Source organism: Novosphingobium sp. SL115 (genome assembly GCF_026672515.1).
In the GTDB taxonomy this organism is placed as follows: Bacteria; Pseudomonadota; Alphaproteobacteria; order Sphingomonadales; family Sphingomonadaceae; genus Novosphingobium.
Genome location: NZ_JAPPRG010000003.1, coordinates 152114 through 168678, shown reverse-complemented (window position 1 = coordinate 168678; position 16565 = coordinate 152114). Strand labels below are relative to the sequence as shown.

General features: G+C 61.1%; 18 protein-coding genes. 11 read left to right on the top strand and 7 right to left on the bottom strand.

All coding sequences use genetic code 11. The features are described from left to right. The first annotated feature begins 161 nt into the window (after positions 1–161). Entirely contained in the window at positions 162–2522 is a 2361-nt protein-coding gene (locus OVA07_RS17040) for a TonB-dependent receptor (protein ID WP_268172876.1), read from the top strand. 167 nt (positions 2523–2689) lie between these two features. Further along, positions 2690–2908 carry a hypothetical protein gene (locus tag OVA07_RS17035; RefSeq protein ID WP_268172875.1) on the top strand — a complete coding sequence of 73 codons (219 nt, stop codon included), beginning with the start codon at positions 2690–2692 and terminating at the stop codon, positions 2906–2908. A gap of 224 nt (positions 2909–3132) precedes the next feature. Here the strand turns inward: OVA07_RS17035 and OVA07_RS17030 are convergent, their stop codons facing one another. Further along, positions 3133–3879 (bottom strand): SDR family oxidoreductase, encoded by a 747-nt coding sequence (locus OVA07_RS17030; RefSeq protein WP_268172874.1) that lies wholly within the window; start codon positions 3877–3879, stop codon positions 3133–3135. Between the two features lie 168 nt (positions 3880–4047). Between OVA07_RS17030 and OVA07_RS17025 the strand changes: the two genes are divergently transcribed. The 3 genes from OVA07_RS17025 (at position 4048) to OVA07_RS17015 (ending at position 6019) form a co-directional block, all read left to right on the top strand. After that, on the top strand, positions 4048–4749 hold the full coding sequence (locus OVA07_RS17025; protein WP_268172873.1) for a TetR/AcrR family transcriptional regulator: 702 nt from the start codon (positions 4048–4050) through the stop codon (positions 4747–4749). 136 nt (positions 4750–4885) lie between these two features. Continuing rightward, on the top strand, positions 4886–5572 hold the full coding sequence (locus tag OVA07_RS17020; RefSeq protein WP_268172872.1) for an SDR family NAD(P)-dependent oxidoreductase: 687 nt from the start codon (positions 4886–4888) through the stop codon (positions 5570–5572). 12 nt (positions 5573–5584) lie between these two features. Next, positions 5585–6019, top strand: a complete 435-nt coding sequence (locus tag OVA07_RS17015; RefSeq protein WP_268172871.1) for a nuclear transport factor 2 family protein — start codon at positions 5585–5587, stop codon at positions 6017–6019. Here OVA07_RS17015 and OVA07_RS17010 read toward each other — a convergent pair. The 4 genes from OVA07_RS17010 to OVA07_RS16995 are packed head-to-tail and all read right to left on the bottom strand — an operon-like array spanning position 6007 to position 8826. Continuing rightward, the gene (locus OVA07_RS17010) at positions 6007–6453 is read right to left on the bottom strand and encodes an acyl-CoA thioesterase (RefSeq protein WP_268172870.1); all 447 of its coding nucleotides are present in this window, start codon (positions 6451–6453) and stop codon (positions 6007–6009) included. The two genes, OVA07_RS17015 and OVA07_RS17010, sit on opposite strands and share 13 nt — an antisense overlap. Positions 6454–6493: 40 nt before the next feature. Beyond that, positions 6494–6844 (bottom strand): EthD domain-containing protein, encoded by a 351-nt coding sequence (locus OVA07_RS17005; RefSeq protein ID WP_268172869.1) that lies wholly within the window; start codon positions 6842–6844, stop codon positions 6494–6496. Further along, complete coding sequence (locus tag OVA07_RS17000) at positions 6841–7632, bottom strand: sugar phosphate isomerase/epimerase family protein (RefSeq protein WP_268172868.1); 792 nt, start codon at positions 7630–7632, stop codon at positions 6841–6843. Before OVA07_RS17000 ends, OVA07_RS17005 begins: the two co-directional genes overlap by 4 nt. Before the next feature lie 15 nt (positions 7633–7647). Beyond that, on the bottom strand, positions 7648–8826 hold the full coding sequence (locus OVA07_RS16995) for an aromatic ring-hydroxylating oxygenase subunit alpha (protein ID WP_268172867.1): 1179 nt from the start codon (positions 8824–8826) through the stop codon (positions 7648–7650). Positions 8827–8986: 160 nt separating this feature from the next. Between OVA07_RS16995 and OVA07_RS16990 the strand changes: the two genes are divergently transcribed. Together OVA07_RS16990 and OVA07_RS16985 are read left to right on the top strand one after the other, a co-directional pair. Continuing rightward, a complete protein-coding gene (locus tag OVA07_RS16990) occupies positions 8987–10609 on the top strand; it encodes an AMP-binding protein (protein WP_268172866.1) in 1623 nt (540 codons plus the stop codon). 117 nt (positions 10610–10726) lie between these two features. Continuing rightward, the gene (locus OVA07_RS16985) at positions 10727–10903 is read left to right on the top strand and encodes a hypothetical protein (protein WP_268172865.1); all 177 of its coding nucleotides are present in this window, start codon (positions 10727–10729) and stop codon (positions 10901–10903) included. Between the two features lie 37 nt (positions 10904–10940). On the opposite strand, the gene OVA07_RS16980 is transcribed toward OVA07_RS16985, so the two are convergent. After that, the gene (locus OVA07_RS16980; protein WP_268172864.1) at positions 10941–11987 is read right to left on the bottom strand and encodes an aromatic ring-hydroxylating dioxygenase subunit alpha; all 1047 of its coding nucleotides are present in this window, start codon (positions 11985–11987) and stop codon (positions 10941–10943) included. Positions 11988–12073: 86 nt separating this feature from the next. Between OVA07_RS16980 and OVA07_RS16975 the strand changes: the two genes are divergently transcribed. Further along, positions 12074–12694 (top strand): TetR/AcrR family transcriptional regulator, encoded by a 621-nt coding sequence (locus tag OVA07_RS16975; RefSeq protein ID WP_268172863.1) that lies wholly within the window; start codon positions 12074–12076, stop codon positions 12692–12694. A 2-nt stretch (positions 12695–12696) separates the two neighbouring features. Here the strand turns inward: OVA07_RS16975 and OVA07_RS16970 are convergent, their stop codons facing one another. After that, positions 12697–13503, bottom strand: a complete 807-nt coding sequence (locus OVA07_RS16970; protein ID WP_268172862.1) for an SDR family oxidoreductase — start codon at positions 13501–13503, stop codon at positions 12697–12699. Between the two features lie 145 nt (positions 13504–13648). On the opposite strand from OVA07_RS16970, the gene OVA07_RS16965 reads away from it, so the two are divergent. The 3 genes from OVA07_RS16965 to OVA07_RS16955 all read left to right on the top strand — a co-directional run bounded on the left by OVA07_RS16965 (position 13649) and on the right by OVA07_RS16955 (position 16555). Then, positions 13649–14410, top strand: a complete 762-nt coding sequence (locus tag OVA07_RS16965) for an SDR family NAD(P)-dependent oxidoreductase (protein WP_268172861.1) — start codon at positions 13649–13651, stop codon at positions 14408–14410. 12 nt (positions 14411–14422) lie between these two features. Then, the gene (locus OVA07_RS16960; protein ID WP_268172860.1) at positions 14423–14950 is read left to right on the top strand and encodes a VOC family protein; all 528 of its coding nucleotides are present in this window, start codon (positions 14423–14425) and stop codon (positions 14948–14950) included. Between the two features lie 195 nt (positions 14951–15145). Next, positions 15146–16555: an aromatic ring-hydroxylating oxygenase subunit alpha gene (locus OVA07_RS16955; protein ID WP_268172859.1), complete on the top strand. Its 1410-nt coding sequence runs from the start codon at positions 15146–15148 to the stop codon at positions 16553–16555. Positions 16556–16565: the final 10 nt, after the last annotated feature.

Here is a 16565-nt window from a genome sequence, read left to right as displayed (position 1 = left end):
CAAAATGGCCGCCGACTGTTTCAGGGGCTGTTTCAAGATGAAGCATGGCGCGCAGGACACACCTGTAACAAGTCGCAGTTGGTTCGAGAACCGGCTGCGACGATTAAAGCGACGAACCATCGCCCGACATAGGGTGAGGCAACCCTTATAGGGAGGATACCATGAGAAGCTTCGCCAACCGGCGGATCATTGCCGTTGCACTTGCCACCACCGCCATCGCCGTCTCGCTGCCTGCTTATGCAGCCGAAGCTGACGACGCGCAGGGCGAACCGCAGGCTGAACAGGCAGCAGAAACCGTCGAAGATACCGGTGCGATCATCGTTACCGCACGTCGTCGTTCGGAAACGCTGCAGTCCACCCCGGTTGCGATCACCGCCGTCAACACCGCGATGCTCGAAGCCAAGGCCGCCGTGAACATCGGTGACCTTCAGGGCGCGGCACCGGGCCTGCTCATCACGCAGCAGAATTCGGGCGCACAGGCAGCCAATATCTCGATCCGCGGCCTGACATATGCCGACATCGAAAAGTCGCAGACGCCGACCGTGGGCGTTGTGGTCGATGGTGTGACCATCGGCACCAACACCGGCCAGCTTCAGGATGCGTTCGACATCGCGCAGATCGAAGTTCTGCGCGGCCCGCAGGGCACGCTGTTTGGCGCCAACACCATCGGCGGCGTCATCAACATCACCCGGTCCAAGCCGACCAAGGAACCCGGCATGAAGGCCGAGGTCACCTATGGTCGCTGGAACACGCTCTCGCTCAAGGCGATTGCCAACTATGGCGATGGCGAAAACTGGGGCGTCAAGGCATTCTATTTCCACAATGAAACCGACGGTTTCTATAACAACGTCATTCAGGGCAAGAACGGCGGCTGGAGCAAGGGCGACAGCTATGGCGGCAGCGTGCTGTTCACGCCTGCTGGCACCGGCTTCGAAGCGCAGTTCACGATTGAAAACGTGAAGCAGAAGTTCGACCCCGTGGTGTCGAACCTGACCAACAGCACCGAAGTTTTCTGCGGTCTGATCCCGGCGGCAGAATGCAATCGTAACAACACCACCGATCTCTACACCGTCTTCAGCGCACCGGCAGAAAGCACCTACAGCGCGCCGGACGCCACGCTGGAACTGAACTACGATCTTGATGCGGTAAAGCTGACGTCGATCACCGGCTGGCGCAAGACCACCGAAGCCCAGACGCAGGACTTCGACGGGTCTTCGACCGACCTCTATTATGTCGACCGTCGCCAGCACTACGAACAGTGGAGCCAGGAGCTGCGCGCAGCGGGCAAGCTGTTTGACGGGTTCGACTATGTTGTCGGTGCTTATTACTTCAAGTCGAAGTATGACCTGACGCAATGGTCGCGCGTGTTCGGTTTCGCACCCAACACCCCGCCGACCCAGTTCGATCTCAACTCGCAGCATGTCGAAGGCGAAACCGAAAGCTATGCCTTCTTCGGTGACTTCAACTGGGCGCTGGCCGACACCGTTCGCCTGTCGTTCGGCGGCCGCTGGAGCCACGACAACAAGCAGCTGTTCAACGGCTTTGCCGGTGGCAAGCTGATTGATCCGGACAATGTTACCCGCACCCAGTTCGTACCAGTGGGCACCGGCAACGCCGATTTCACCAAGTTCACTCCGAAGGTGGGTCTTGACTGGCGCCCGAACAACGACCTGATGCTCTATGCTTCGTGGTCGCGCGGCTATCGTTCGGGCGGTTTCAGCCCGCGTGCAGCAACTGCCGCTACGGCCAGCACCCCGTTCCAGCCGGAAACGGTCGATGCTTACGAAGTGGGTGTGAAGCTGGCCGCGTTTGACCGCAAGCTGGAACTGAACCTTGCCGGCTTTGTGTCCGACTATAAGGACATGCAGCAGAACCTCACGGTTCCTGGTGGGCCCACCGGCAACCAGACGGTCACCGGCAACGTGCCGGGTGGCGCGCTCATCAAGGGTGTCGAAGTTGACGGCACGTTCCGCGTGACCGACAGCTTCAAGCTGACCGGTTCGGTCGCTGTGATGGATTCGCACTTCCGCAACTTTGTCACCTGTGGCGCAATCGCCAATGCCGCGGCGAATAGCTGCGGTGCGGGCCTTGCTCCGTTCGATTATTCGGCCAACCGCCTGATCTATGCGCCGAAGTTCACCGCATCGCTCAGCGCGGAATACACCTACCCCACCAGCTTTGGTGAAGTTGCAGCCAATGTCGGCTGGCGCCACATCTCGCCCTATGACGAACAGCTTTCGGCCCAGTCGCTGACCGCTGCTACCAATGGTGCGGGTCAGGTAACCGGCGTGACCGTGAACGGCAACGACGCCCGCGTGCGCACCACCACGCAGGATCTGGTCGATGCCAGCCTCACGCTCAACTTCGACCTGAACGACACCAAGGCCTACGTGCGCGTCTTCGGCCGCAACCTGCTGAACGAAAAGACCACCACGCACGCCTTTACGGTTGCCGGTCTGTGGTCGTTCGGCATGGCGCTGGAACCGCGCACATATGGCGCAACTGTCGGCTTCAAGTTCTGACGGTCTGACCGCCAGATAAGTTGATCCACCTTGAAGGGGGGCAAGGGATGGGGGCTTCGGCACCTGTCCCAAGCCCCCCCCTTTTTTGTTCAGTACGCCGCATGGACGAATTCAGACGTCCGGTTTGGCCCCGTTGTGGATATCAGCGAGCGTCCATAAGATGGGGCATGGCCACTCCGCTCTCAGACTATGCAGCCTTCCTGAACTGCGTTCTCGGCACGATAGACGATGCAGAATTATCAGGCTTCGACCAAGACGGCATCGCCCATCTGCGCGAAGCATATGAGTTTTTTAGCTCTGACTATCGCATTCGACGACATTCCGAAGATCAGGCTCAGGTAAGAGAGGCTGCGGCGCGCTCACAGATTGCCAGAGGAAATCCGTAAGGAGGGCAATAATGTCCGCTCCTCACCAAAATCAAACGATCAGGTCGGCGTGGAATTTGTCCGTGCCGCCTGCGACAAGATACCGGTGCAGAAGGAATCCTGTCGCGCGCACACAATCTGCGCTGAGGATCTGGGTTTGACTTGGGAACGGGGGCGACCCGCCTTACGGTATTGCGCCCCCGGATGGCCGTTCAGGCCCCCCTCTCGCCGGGTTCGATGGCCGCTCAGGCCATCGTTTCGCCGTTATCGATGGTGATGGTGGTGCCGGTGATGTGGCGGCCATCGTCGCAGGCCAGATACAGCACCATGTTGGCAATGTCGCTGGGCTGGCCCATGCCGTGGTTCTGGATCTGGTCCAGCCCGGCGGCATCCTGCGGCAACTGGGCAAGGGCCTGCGCGGTCATCGGGGTGACGATGCCGCCCGGCGCAATGGCGTTGCAGCGGATTTTATAGGCCTGTTCGCGGCAGTGCACCGCGATGGAACGGGTCATGCCAATCACGCCTGCCTTGGCCGCGCTATAAGCCGGAATGGTGCTGATGCCTTTCAGCGCCGCAACCGATGCCATGTTGATGATCGAACCCGATCCGTCCCGGCTCATGTGCGGGATCGCCGCCTTGCAGCCCAGAAACGCGCCGTTGACCATCACGTCCATCTGCAGGCGAAAATCGTCATAAGCAAGGTCCTCAACTGTGCCGAAGCGCACCAGTCCTGCATTGTTGACCAGCGTGTCCAGTCGGCCAAAGCGGCTGATGGTTTGCGCCACCACTTCGGCCCAGCGCGCTTCGTCGCGCACATCATGCTGCAGGAACAGGCAATCGGGAATTTCGGCGGCCACCTGTTCGCCAAGGTCCACCTGCATGTCGGTGATGACAACTTTTGCGCCTTCGCGCGCCAGTACGCGGGCGTCTTCGGCGCCAAGGCCCGATGCGCCGCCGGTAATCAGCGCGACCTTGCCGTCCATCTTGCCCATCAGTTGTCTCCCGGTTGAAAATATCGCGTCAAATGCCTGCCCTGATTGTTCGAATCATTATTGCAGGCAAAGATGCCGGTTTTATCGGTCTTGCAGACGCGCAATTCCTACTGATCGTTTTGTCAGGAGGCCTTGCTGCCCGGTCGCAGGCATGACGGGACAATGACAATGGAAGCGACAGGCTCAGGGAAAGCGACGGGCACGGGGGCTGGCTCCACCATGCAAAAGCGGATGCTCGCGGCGATGCGCCCTGCCGCGATGCGCGAAGAACCACAGCGCTGGCAGCAGCGCAAATCGGGTCTGACCCGGCTGAAACTGCTGGAAGCGGCCACCGATTGCCTTGTCGAAGGGGGTTATGGCCGCCTGTCCACCGCGCAGGTTTCGGAACGGGCAGGGGTGTCGCGCGGGGCCATGCACCACCATTTTGCCACCCGGATCGATCTGGTCGCCGCCGTGGTGGAGCATGTCTTCTATCAACGCATGCACCTGTTTCTGGAAGATTATCTGGGCACCATGGCGCAGCACCGTGATGCCGAACTGGTGGAACTGGCAACAGATGCGGCATGGCGCAGCGTGCAGACGCGCGAATATGCCGCCTATCTTGAACTGGCCGTGGCCGCGCGCACCGATGCGGAACTGAATGCCGCGTTCGAACCTGCCGCGCGCCGGTATGACGAAGTGTGGATTGCCGAAATGATCGAATCGTTTCCGCAATGGCGCGACCAGTGGGAAGCGATGAAGCTGGGCAACGATTTTGCCATTGCCGTGCATTCGGGCCTGCTGCTGCACCGTCCGGTGTTCGGCCCGGAGCGGGTGGAACGGGTCTTGCGGCTGACGATTGAGACCGTGCGGCGACTCTATCGCGATTGATCCTGCAAGCAATCCGGCAGGGCTGCCGGATTTCTCACTGAAAGAACAGTTTGCGACAGCGCCCGTGCCCGGCACATTCACAATCAAATGGCCTCGCGCAAATCAGGCGCGCGGCCCAGTTGGGAGAAAACGCAAGATGGCAACCGTGGCAATCACTGGCGCAGGGCGCGGCATTGGCCTTGAAATCACACGGCAGCATGTCGAAGCGGGTGACCGCGTGCTGGCACTGGTCCGCAACCCCGAAGGCGCAAGCGCGCTGGCCGATCTTGCTGCTGCATCGGGCGGCAAGCTGACCGTGCATCAGATGGACGTGGGCGATACCGCGTCGGTCAATGCAGGCGCGGCAGACAGCGGCAGCGATGCGGTGGACGTGCTTTACAATGTCGCGGGCGTGGCCGGGCCGGAAGGCGCCGAACTGGAAAGCGCCGATTGGGATGCGTGGGACGATACTTTCCGCATCATGGTGCAAGGCCCGCTGCGGGTGCTGCAGGCGTTCCTGCCGCGTCTAGGCGCTGGGTCGAAAGTCATCAACATTTCCAGCCAGTTGGCCGCATCGACCTGGCCCTATGGCGGATATTACGCCTATGCCGGGGCCAAGGCTGCGCTGAACCGCACGATGCGTTCGGTTGCCATCGACCTCAAGGACAAGGGCGTGATCGTCGGCCTTGTTCATCCAGGCTGGGTGCAGACTGAAATGGGCGGCGACGGGGCTGACATTACCCCCACCGAAAGCGCTGCTGGCATCCGCAAGGTGGCCGCTGACTGGACGCTGGAAACCTCTGGCGATTTCCTGAAATGGAACGGCGAACCCCACGCCTGGTAAGGAGCAAAGCCCATGCCTTTTACCGGACCGATTGAAGATCGCACCGCGATCCGCGAACTGATGGACACCCACGCCCATGGCGTGATGACCAAGGATGCCGACCTGTGGGGGTCGATCTGGGCGGATGACGCCTATTGGGAACTGCCCGACTATCCCGATCTTGGCGCATTTGTCGGCAAGAAGGTGATCGTCGATGGCTGGGTGGAATCGATGAAGGTCTATGGCCTTGATAATTGCACCAAACCGATGATCTATTTCATGCAGCCGGGGTCGATCGAAGTGGATGGCGATAGGGCCACGGCGGTCGCCTATACCATCGAAATCTACGACGATCCCGCCACGCAAAAGCGCATTCACACCACGGGGCGTTATAACGACGAACTGCGCAAGATCGACGGCGCATGGAAATTCACGCGCCGCGCCTATCGCACAGTTTACGCCGACTGATCGCTGGCAATCGTCAGCAACACGTTCCGCCACGCCTCTGGCAAAGGGGTGGGGCGGCGCGTGTTGCGGTCAACATAGACGTGGGTGAAATGGCCTTCGGCGGCGGCGTCATCTGCCCCTTCGACAAACACGCCCAGATGATAGGTCACGCTGCTTGATCCAAGGCGAGCGACGGCAATGCCGATCTCGATCTTCTGCGGGAACGAGACCGATGCGGCATAACGGCACCCGGTTTCCACCACCAGACCGATAGGGTTTCCGTTCTCGATATCCAGCAGGCCCGTATCCAGCAGCCATGCATTCACCGCCGTATCGAACCATGCGTAATAGACCACGTTGTTGACGTGGCCATAAACGTCGTTGTCATGCCAGCGCGTGGTGACCGGCGAAAAGTGGCGATAGGCGCTGCGGGGGCGCAAGGGCGTGCGGCTCATCGGCCATGCCTAGCCGGTTTTGTGGGCAATGCGAATGCGGTTATGGCAGGGTCGAAGCGTGTTCCTCGATCCGGTATGTCCGCATCCGGCTCCGGTCGAACAGCCGCTCCTCGTCCTCGACAATCTCGGCCATGATCGCAGGGTCTGCCATGGCGGCAAAACACGCATCGCAGGTCTGCTGGTCAGGAAAGTCGATTTCCAGCACCACATCGAAATCATGGTCCATGGTCGCCCCATCCATCGGGTGCAGATGGCGGCGGACATAGCGCGTGGCCCAACCCGACAGCACCTTTTCCCCGATAACGCGGTGGCGGCTTTCGTAATAGGCGATGAAATCGGCCTTGCTCATGCCTTCGCGGCGTTTCAGCAGGGTCAGCACGGTCACGGTCATGCCAGTTGCTCCATCCAGCGGCGCGTCGCATCGCCCACGGCGCGGGCGCGCAACGCAGGGTGGGCAAAGGCTTCGCGCAAGGCTTGCGACCGCAGTTCTATCGCCAGCGGAATGCCCGGCGGCAGCGCATGATAAAGCGCGGCCAGCGGCAATGCCCCTTCGCCACACTGTTCGCGCAGGTTGATGGCATCGTGGATGACCGCGCCAAAATCGTCAGGATTAGGCCGCACTGCAGGTGCATCGCAGAACTGCGCATAAGGCAGTAACGCTGGATCGACCTTGGCAATATTGGCAATCGATGACCCTGACCGGTCGACATGGATCGGGTCGATCAGCAGCGCTTTTGACGGATGGTCAATCCGGTCCAGCACTGAAAGCGCGGCGCGCAGGTCCTTGACCTCGGTAAAGATGCCGAATTCCAGCGCGACTCGAATGCCCGATCCTTCGGCATGGCGGCACAGCATGGCCAACCGGTCTGCCGTGCGGGCATGATCGGGGTCTGACGATACGCACAGCACATTGGCCGCGCCCAGTTCCGCGCCCACATCAATCACCTTGCGATGATCGTCATCGGCGCTGTCCGGTTTCAGCCAGATCACTTCGACATCCAGCAGCGGCAACCCGGTGGCGGCCAGCGCCCCGCGCGCATCGCGGGTATCCTGCGCGGTCCATTCCGCCGGGTCCACCCATAGCCCGACCATATCGAAGCCGCCCGTGCGGGCGGCCTCGATCGTGTCCACCGCACCAAATTCGGGCACCACGCCCGATGCAAGGCTGATCGGATTCATCGCGCCCTTTTCCGCTTACATCGTCGGTTCGGGCAGGTCCGCGTCATCCTGAAGATACCAGTCCAGCCATTCGTGGAAATACTGGTTGCCACGTTCGTTGCGCCCGAACACCAGTTCGTCATGCGCGCCCGATTCCAGACCTTTCTGGATTTCCAGCCCGATCAGGTAATCTTCGGTATAGGTCACGTCGCGGAAGAAGTTCATCGCCGCTTCCACATTGGCGCGGTCTTCTTCATCGCGGATGGGTTCGCGGCGCAGATAATTCAGCACGGTTCGGTTTTCGCCCGGCGTCGGTCCGGGGAAAAGCTGGGCAACCTGGGTGATTTCGGGCGCGATGAAGGCCGACACGTTGGGGAACATGATCCGCACGAAATCGAAGCCGTTGTTTTCCTGTGTGCCCCATTCCTCGCGCGGGATATCCTTCAGCGCATCGGCAATCTTGTGGTGCGGAAAACCGATGCGCTGGTGCGGGCCGAACCCTTCGTAATGCATGCAGTTGGATGGCGTGCGCGGAAATATGGTTTCGGGGTGCAGCGATGCAAAGTGATAGCCTTCCAGATAGCCGTCATAGGCGACCTTCCAGTTTGCCCCTTCGATCACGCGGCTGCCCATATAGGACCAGTTGCCAAAATCCAGCGCGTCGAAATCGTCCAGAAAACCCCGGAAATAGGTGTCGACATCAATCGGCGCATTGGGCGTCAGCACGACGAAGATCATCCCGGCCTTTTCCTGACATGGCAGTTCGCGCAGGCCCAGTTCGGATTTGTGGACTTCGCCAAACTTGCTCGCTTCGGAAATGCCGATCAGCTTGCCGTCCGGGCCATAGGTCCAGCCATGATACTTGCAGGTAAAGCGCGGGCAATTGCCATGCCCTTCGCTGGCCACCGGCGCGGCGCGGTGCGAACACACGTTCAGGAAGGCGCGCACTTTGCCCGCCTTGTCGCGGTTTATCAGCACCGGCATGCCCACCGCGTCCATCGCCTTGTAATCGCCCGCATTGGGCAATTCGGCGGTGAATGCCAGCATAAGCGGGACGCGCTTGAAGATCAGCTCCATCTCCGCTTTCCACTGGTCCGGGTCGGTATAGCTGCGCGCGGGCACGCGCTTGGTGCTGTCAGTCAGGAAGGTCTGCTTGTTCTCGACATAATCGCGCATGATTTCCGCGACGTGTCCGATGCGCTCGATGCGGTTCATTCTACTTGTGCCTCTCCGTGCCCGCTGGGTCGGGTCAAGGTTTGACCATGCCTTGCCCAGCCCCAAGGGCCAAGCTGTGACAGGGGTTAGGTTGTGCGGTCAGGTTACTCGTCTTTTCGCCAATTGCCGGAGGTGGGGTGTGCTTGGAACAAGCGATGCCATGAACGAGAGGATTGCAAAGCCGTGGGACTGGCTCCCGATTCCCGCCCCGCACCAGGCTGCCTTTGCCAAAGGTAAGGCATGGCAGCGCAAGACGCTGGCCGATCTGGCGCAGGAACGGGCCGCTGCCGCGCCCGATTTCGTGTGCTTCATCGATGGCGAGGGGCAATATACTTTCGCGCAAGTGCTGGCCGATGCCACTGCGCTGTCCGCCGCGCTGCACGCACGCGGGCTGCGCATGGGCGATGTCATCGCGTTTCAGGTGCCGAACTGGCGCGAAGCGGCGGTGATAAACCTGTCTGCGGCGCTGTCGGGCTTTGTCGTCAATCCCATCGTGCCGATCTATCGCGATGCCGAAGTGACGATGATGCTGGGCGATTGCCACGCCGCCGCCATCTTCGTGCCGCAGGTCTTCCGCAAGGTGGACTACGCCGCCATGGCCCGCCGCTGCCAGCAATCGCTGCCCGATCTGGCGCATGTCTTCACCGTGCGGGGCGATGGGCCAGACGATTTTGCCGCGCTGGTTGAACAGGGGCGCGGCCTTGCATTCGATCCGCCTGCGGTTGATCCGATGGGCGTCAAGATGGTGCTTTACACATCGGGCACCACCGGACGGCCCAAGGGCGTGCTGCACAGCCACTGCACCTTGCAGCGCATCGTCGCCACCAGCGGGCAGCACTGGGGCCTGATGGAAGGCGAAGCGACGTTGATGCCATCGCCCGTCACCCACGTTTCGGGCTATGCCAACGGGCTTGAAGCGCCATTCATCTGCGGTATCCGATCAGTGTTGATGGAGGCGTGGAACGCCGCCGATGCCATGGCGCTGATCGCGCAGCACAATCTGGTCGGCACGGTTGCTGCTACGCCGTTTCTGGTGGAACTGGCCGCTGCCGCGCGCGATGCCGGCACTGGCCTGCCATCATTCCGCTTCTTTGCCTGTGGCGGGGCAGCCGTGCCGGCAGACCTCATTCCCGCCGCCAATGCCGCGTTCGACAATTGCAAGGCTTTCCGCGTGTTCGGCGCATCCGAAGTGCCGCTGGTCACTTTCGGCTGGCCGCAGGACGAAACGCTTGCCGCCACCACCGATGGCAAAGTGGTCGATTACGAAGTCCGCATCGTTGACCATGAAGACAATCCGCTGTCTGCGGGCCAGGAAGGCGAAATTCTGGCGCGCGGCCCGGCCATGATGATGGGTTACGCCGATGCCCAACAGACTGCCGAGGCGATCACGGCGGACGGCTTCTTCCGCACAGGCGATCTTGGCGTGCTCTCGGCCCAAGGCGCGGTGACCATCACCGGGCGCAAGAAAGACCTTATCATCCGGGGTGGCGAGAATATCTCCGCCAAGGAAATCGAGGACGTGCTGCACACCCACCCGGCGGTAAAGGAAGCCGCCGTCGTCGCCATGCCGCACGACCGGCTGGGCGAAGGCGTCTGCGCCTATGTCATCCTTGCGGGCGATACAGACGCGGTGGCCCTTGCCGCCCACGTCGGCGCATCGGGCATGGCCAAACAGAAAATCCCCGAACGCTTCGAACTGGTCCAAGATTTCCCCCGCACCGCCAGCGGCAAAGTGCGCAAGGACCAGTTGCGTGCCGATATCAAAGGCAAGCTGGGCGGTTGATTTTGCAGTAAGCCATGCAAGAACATGCAATGCGGGAACATTCTGCCCGCGCAGGATTTTCTCTCCCAACGATGATTTCCATCCATCAAGGACGGAAAACGGGTGTGGGAGCGGCGCATGTCGGCCTTGCTATACGAAACCGCTTCTGCAGCAGACATGGTGCAATCGTCGCAAGACCAATGCACCGCCATGCTGCGGCACCATCTCTATCAGGCCATGCTGCTGACTGAGGAACTGGGCATGAAAATGACCGGCCATGACCTTTGCCAGATGCTCAAACTGCTGGATGCCTGACTGCGACCTGACCCAGGGCTGACCGGCGCGAAACACCTCAGGCAGCCTGCTCTTCCGCACGTATTTGCGATTCCAGCCGGTGGCGAACCTTCAACGCACCCGTGTCGCAGCGGGCAGAAACTTCTCGCGGTGGGTGGCTCAGGCCTTGCAGGACTTGCTCGATGGCTTCGATCGCCGCCTTGTCCTGCGGCTGGATACGCAGGCCCATATCCACATGGGTCCGGCCCAGCGCCGGATTGCCGGTCGCAAAATCGCGCGATGTCACGACGAAATAGTGCAGCGAACCGGGCGTTTCGGGTGTGATGATATGCAGATAGTTCTGCGTGCCAAGCCGTGCACCGCCCGCGCTATCGAAAAGCGCGCCGCCGGTGCGGATCAGGTGTGGGCCAAAATACTCTGCATCAAACGCCTGATCCAGCGGGCCTTCATGGTGCGGAAACATCAGTTTGAAGAACGGGTTTGACGGCAGGCCCCGCCCAATGCGCCGCACGTTGAGGCTTGCTGGTGTTTCGACCAGTTCTACCGGCAGACTGGCGACATAATCGCCGCCGGGGATGGTGTCTGCATGAATGAAGCTGGCGTGGCTCAGGTCAAGCAGGTTGTCGATCAGCAGGGTGTAGCGGGCGGCTATCGTGGCCGGAATGTGCTGTTCGGTGGCCCAGTCCGGGTTGGCCGGCCCAAGCGCGGCCATATCGGGCAGAAGTGTTTCGTCGGCCAGCGTTTCAGCCCCCGTCCATATCCACACCACGCCGCCGCGCTCCGCCACCGGGAAGCGGCGCAGATCAGCCTTGGCCGGAATGGCAGTCTGGCTTGGCACTTCCTCCAGCGCGCCGGTCGAGGAGAATGTGAACCCGTGATAGCCGCAGCGCACGCGATCACCGGCAAGGCACCCTTTTTCCAGCGGAAAGGCGCGGTGCGGGCACAGGCCCGAAAGCGCAACCGCTTCTCCGCTTTCAGTCCGGTACAGGATTATCCGATCACCCAATATCGTGCGGCCCAGCAACTGACGGCCCACTTCCGACGCATAGGCAGCCGCCCACCACTGATTGCGGGGATAGGGCTGACGGGTCTTGAGCGGATGCATGGTGTTCTCCCGGATGCTTGTTACCCGGTGTTTGGCATTTGCCAAAGATGTTTGTCAATTGCCCAAATCGATGGCATCGCAAGCTGATGTCAGCCAAACCCGCACGCTATGCCCCCACCGCCAACCGCGAAGCCATCCTGGAAGCGGCGCTGCATGTCTTTGCCGAAGAAGGATATGAAGGGGCCAGTACCCGCCGGATTGCTGCCGCTGCCGGGATCGAACCGGGGCATCTGGCCTATTACTTTCCGACCAAGCGGATGCTCTGGCAGGCTGTGGTCGAAGCCTTTGCACAGCAAGGTGAAAGGGTATTGCGCGACGGGCTGCACGGTCTTGACGGCCAGCCTGCGCGCGAAATCCTGCCGGGCCTGCTCGCCACGCTGCTGAAGACCTTCGCCGCCAATCCGCAACTCACCCGCCTTATGCTGCAGGAGTTCTCGGTGTCTGGCGAGCGGCACGACTGGGTGGCGCAAAGCTTTGGCGTTCCGGTATGGGAAATCCTCCACCCGCTTTTTACCGCACTGGAAAGCGAAGGCCTGCTATCGGGCGCAAGCGCGGCTGCGGCCTACATGAACCTGCTGGGCGGGGCGCTGCTGGCGTTCGGGACGCGCGATTATTTCGCAGGCATTGCGGGATACGACCCCACCTGCGAACCCGAACTTTCGCGCTATATCGACCTGTTGCTGCGCCCCTTGCTGCAGAAGGGCTGACCTCAACCCTCTGCCATCGCCTTCGCCACGCTTGCGTTGATTTCATCGCGCGTGGGATTGCGGCGCAGGGTCAGTCCGCCGTTCACCTGCAGGTTTTCGCCGGTCATGAAGCATTCGTCGCTGGCCAGGAACACGGCGGCCGCAGCAATGTCGTCCGACGTGCCCCAGCGGCCCAGCGGGTAACCGGCGCGGAAGGCTTCGAACAGGCCGGGCACTTGTCCTGCATCGGCGGTCATCGGGGTGTCGGTGAGGCCCGGCGAAATCGAATTGGCGCGGATGCCCTCGTGCCCGAATTCGTGCGCGATGCAGCGGATGATGTGATCGGTCCCCGCCTTGGTGCCCATATAGATGGCGTGGTCGTTCAGCATGATCTGTGCGGTTGCCGAACTGATCGTCAGGATCGACCCGCCGCGCCCGCCCAGCGACCGCGCCATCTTGCGCACCATCGCCTGAAAGAACTGGTGCGGCCCGACAAGTTGCAGCGCCGCCATCGCGTCCAGTTCCTCGCGCGTGACATCAAGGAATCCTTTCAACAGGCCCCATCCGGTCGCGTTCAGGGCAATGTCGATGCCGCCCAGCTTCTGGGCTGCGGTATCGGCCAGGGCATTGACGCTGGCTTCATCGGTCAGATCGCAGGTTGTCCAGTGGCAACCGTTTTCGGCCGCAAACTTTTCCAGCACGTCCGCTTTGCGTCCTGATACCAGCACTTGCGCGCCTTCGTCCATGAACCGGCGCGCGATGACCTGCCCCATATTCCCTTCGCTGCTTGCGCCCAGCACGATTGCGGTCTTGCCTTCCAAACGTCCCACTATCCGGCTCCTCAAACCTGTTTGCGCAAGGGCTACCACCATGCGACCAAAGCCATTTCCTGTTCAAAAGGGGAGTGGCTTGGCTATGCCCGCCCCTTCAAGGATGCTGGGAAAGATTCTTTCGGGATTTTAGAGGAGCAAGGCCATGGATCTGGGACTCAAAGGCAAGAAGGTCATCCTGACCGGCGGCAGTCGTGGCATTGGCCGCGCAACGGTGGAAATCCTTGCCGCCGAAGGCGCGGATGTGGCGTTCTGCTCGCGCAATGCCGATCAGGTGGCCGAAACCGCAGCTTCGCTTGAAAAGCACGGGAACAAGGTTTTCGGTTCGGCCTTCGATATGGATGCAGGCCCGGACGCCTATCGTGCATGGCTGTCGCAGGCTGCTGCTGATCTTGGCGGTTGCGACATCTTCATTCCCATGATCTCCACGTCGGGTTCGGGCCAGACCGGTGACTGGCAGAAGGGTCTGGACCACGACATCATGGGTTCGGTGATCGGCGTCGAAGTGCTTGAGCCGTTCCTTGAAGCATCGGACGATGGTTCGGTGGTCATCCTTTCGTCCACCGCAGGGCTTGAAACCTTCATCGTGCCGCAGGGCTACAATGCGCTGAAGGGTGCGCTGATCGTCTATGCAGGCCAGCTTTCGCAGGCGCTCGGCCCCAAAGGCATCCGCGTCAACGCCGTGTCGCCCGGTCCGATCAAGTTTGCTGGCGGCAACTGGGAAATGATCGAAGGCGCGGTGCCCGAACTCTATCAGTCGGTCGAATCCGGTTTTGCCCTTGGCCGTTTCGGCGCGCCGGATGACGTGGCCAAGGCGGTGGTGTTCCTCGCTAGCCCGGCCTCGTCCTATACCACTGGCACCAATCTGGTGGTCGATGGCGGTTACACCAAGCGGGTCCAGTTCTAAGGAGCTGATACAATGAGCATCGGGGCCAGGGGTATCCAGCACATCGGGGTATCCGTCCCCGATCTCGACAAGGCGCGCACGTTCTACCTCGATCTGCTGGGCGCGGTCGAGGTGGGACCGCCGCTCGAATGGCGGGACAATCCGTTCATCGACGATGTTGTCGGCCTTAAAGGCAGCGCCGCGCGGCAGTTCATGTGCAAGCTGGGCAATGCCTGCATCGAAGTGTTCGAATATCTTGCCCCCCGGTCCGAACCGCAAGATCCGGACCGGGGCGTCAACCGCTATGGCTACACCCATTTCGCGGTGCAGGTGGAAGATATCCAGTCCTGCTATCAGCGCCTGCTGGACGCTGGCATCCGCGTCCACACCCCGCCTGCCATGGCCGGTATCACCACCGATGCCGCTGGACGCAAACACGGCTATGCCGCCACCTATTGCCGCGATTTCTTCGACAACGTCTTCGAAATCATGGAAATCTATGACGACGAACAGATCCTGCCGGTGTGGCGGCAGGACGAAGGCGTGATCGTCCCGGCTTGAGCCACCCACAATTTTGCCATTCCTGTGCAGGTGGGGGTCGCATAAAACCGGCAATCCCACCTGTTTTCTTCACCAAAAGGCCAGTTCCTAACCAAAACCATAGGGCCAACGCCGGCGATTCTTGACCTCGATCAAACGCCGCGGCCAGCACGCATGACATTTTCCCATCCGACATAGAAACGGAAGAGGAAAGACATGGCTGATCGTGATCCCGGCGCGTTCGCCCGCCCGCGCTGCCCCGGCCCCGGCTGGGAAGACATCCTGCGGGCCGACGATGTGCAGCCGCCCGCCTTCGTGGCCGAAGACCGCTACGAATATCTTGGCTCCGATCCCATCGACGCCGCGCGCTATTACAGCGCCGAATTCTTCCGCGCCGAAGTGGAAAAGATGTGGCCCAACGTGTGGCAATTCGCCGCGCGCGAGGAAGACCTGCCCGAACCGGGCGATTACGTCACCTATGACAACGCAGGCCGGTCCTATCTGATCGTCCGGCAGGACGATGGCAGCGTCAGGGCGTTCCACAATGTCTGCCTGCATCGCGGGCGCAAGCTGAAGACCGACAGCGGCAGCGCCGATCAGTTCATCTGCCCGTTCCACGGCTTTTCATGGAACCCCGACGGTTCCTTGCGCAACATCCCCTGCCGCTGGGATTTTGCCCACCTGACTGACCAGAAGATGCAATTGCCGCAGGCCACGCTGGCGCAATGGGGCGGCTATATCTTCGTGCGCGATAACCCTGAAGGCCCGACGATCGAGGAATACCTTGCCCCGCTGCCGGAATACTTCAAACGCTGGAAACACGAAGAATGCGTGACCGTGGCATGGGTGGCCAAGGTCATTCCCGCCAACTGGAAGATCGCGATGGAAGCTTTCATGGAAAGCTACCACGCCTATGTCACGCACCCGCAGCTTATGCCGTTCACCGGCGATGCCAATGCCGCCTATCATGTGCTGGGCCGCCATGTGAACGTCAACTACACCCCGTTCGGCGTCATCAGCCCGCATATCGAGGCACAGGCGCAGGCCGAAAACTGGCCGCAACAGCGCATCATCGACGAATTCCGCAAATACAATGGTCGCAGTGCCGACAATTACGACGCGGAAAAGGACAACTACGCCATTCAGGTGCCCGAAGGCCGCACCGCCCGCGCCGCGCTGGGCGATATGATGCGCGAAGTTTCGGAAAAGCAGTTTGGCGGGGATTATTCGGGCGTTTCGGAAAGCGAACTGCTCGACGCGCTGGTTTACAACGTCTTCCCCAACTTCGCGCCGTGGGGCGGGTTCATGCCCAACATCGTCTATCGCTGGCGGCCATGGCCCGATCAGGACAAATGCCTGATGGAAGTGCGCGTGATCGCCCGCGTGCCGCAGGGCCAACTGCGCCCCGCAGGCGTGCCCATGCACCTGCTGTCCGACGATCAGATCTGGGCCGATGCTCCCGAACTTGGCGTGCTGGGCGCCGTGCTGGATCAGGACAGCGAGAATATGGAGCTGTGCCACGAAGGGCTGAAAGCGTCGAAAAATCAGTCGGTTGAACTGGCCGACTATCAGGAAGTGCGCATCCGCCACATCCACCAGACGCTGGATTATTATCTGAACACGTGAGGGCGCCAAG

Bases quoted from the DNA above. Each gene is read 5' to 3' on its own strand.
- OVA07_RS16960 (WP_268172860.1), top strand. From the start codon at position 14,423: ATGAGCATCGGGGCCAGGGGTATCCAGCACATCGGGGTATCCGTCCCC.
- OVA07_RS17010 (WP_268172870.1), bottom strand. From the start codon at position 6,453: ATGAGCCGCACGCCCTTGCGCCCCCGCAGCGCCTATCGCCACTTTTCG.
- OVA07_RS16980 (WP_268172864.1), bottom strand. From the start codon at position 11,987: ATGCATCCGCTCAAGACCCGTCAGCCCTATCCCCGCAATCAGTGGTGG.
- OVA07_RS16985 (WP_268172865.1), top strand. From the start codon at position 10,727: ATGTCGGCCTTGCTATACGAAACCGCTTCTGCAGCAGACATGGTGCAA.
- OVA07_RS17030 (WP_268172874.1), bottom strand. From the start codon at position 3,879: ATGGGCAAGATGGACGGCAAGGTCGCGCTGATTACCGGCGGCGCATCG.
- OVA07_RS17040 (WP_268172876.1), top strand. From the start codon at position 162: ATGAGAAGCTTCGCCAACCGGCGGATCATTGCCGTTGCACTTGCCACC.
- OVA07_RS16965 (WP_268172861.1), top strand. From the start codon at position 13,649: ATGGATCTGGGACTCAAAGGCAAGAAGGTCATCCTGACCGGCGGCAGT.
- OVA07_RS17005 (WP_268172869.1), bottom strand. From the start codon at position 6,844: ATGACCGTGACCGTGCTGACCCTGCTGAAACGCCGCGAAGGCATGAGC.
- OVA07_RS16990 (WP_268172866.1), top strand. From the start codon at position 8,987: ATGAACGAGAGGATTGCAAAGCCGTGGGACTGGCTCCCGATTCCCGCC.
- OVA07_RS17035 (WP_268172875.1), top strand. From the start codon at position 2,690: ATGGCCACTCCGCTCTCAGACTATGCAGCCTTCCTGAACTGCGTTCTC.
- OVA07_RS17000 (WP_268172868.1), bottom strand. From the start codon at position 7,632: ATGAATCCGATCAGCCTTGCATCGGGCGTGGTGCCCGAATTTGGTGCG.
- OVA07_RS16995 (WP_268172867.1), bottom strand. From the start codon at position 8,826: ATGAACCGCATCGAGCGCATCGGACACGTCGCGGAAATCATGCGCGAT.
- OVA07_RS17025 (WP_268172873.1), top strand. From the start codon at position 4,048: ATGGAAGCGACAGGCTCAGGGAAAGCGACGGGCACGGGGGCTGGCTCC.
- OVA07_RS16975 (WP_268172863.1), top strand. From the start codon at position 12,074: ATGTCAGCCAAACCCGCACGCTATGCCCCCACCGCCAACCGCGAAGCC.
- OVA07_RS17015 (WP_268172871.1), top strand. From the start codon at position 5,585: ATGCCTTTTACCGGACCGATTGAAGATCGCACCGCGATCCGCGAACTG.
- OVA07_RS16955 (WP_268172859.1), top strand. From the start codon at position 15,146: ATGGCTGATCGTGATCCCGGCGCGTTCGCCCGCCCGCGCTGCCCCGGC.
- OVA07_RS17020 (WP_268172872.1), top strand. From the start codon at position 4,886: ATGGCAACCGTGGCAATCACTGGCGCAGGGCGCGGCATTGGCCTTGAA.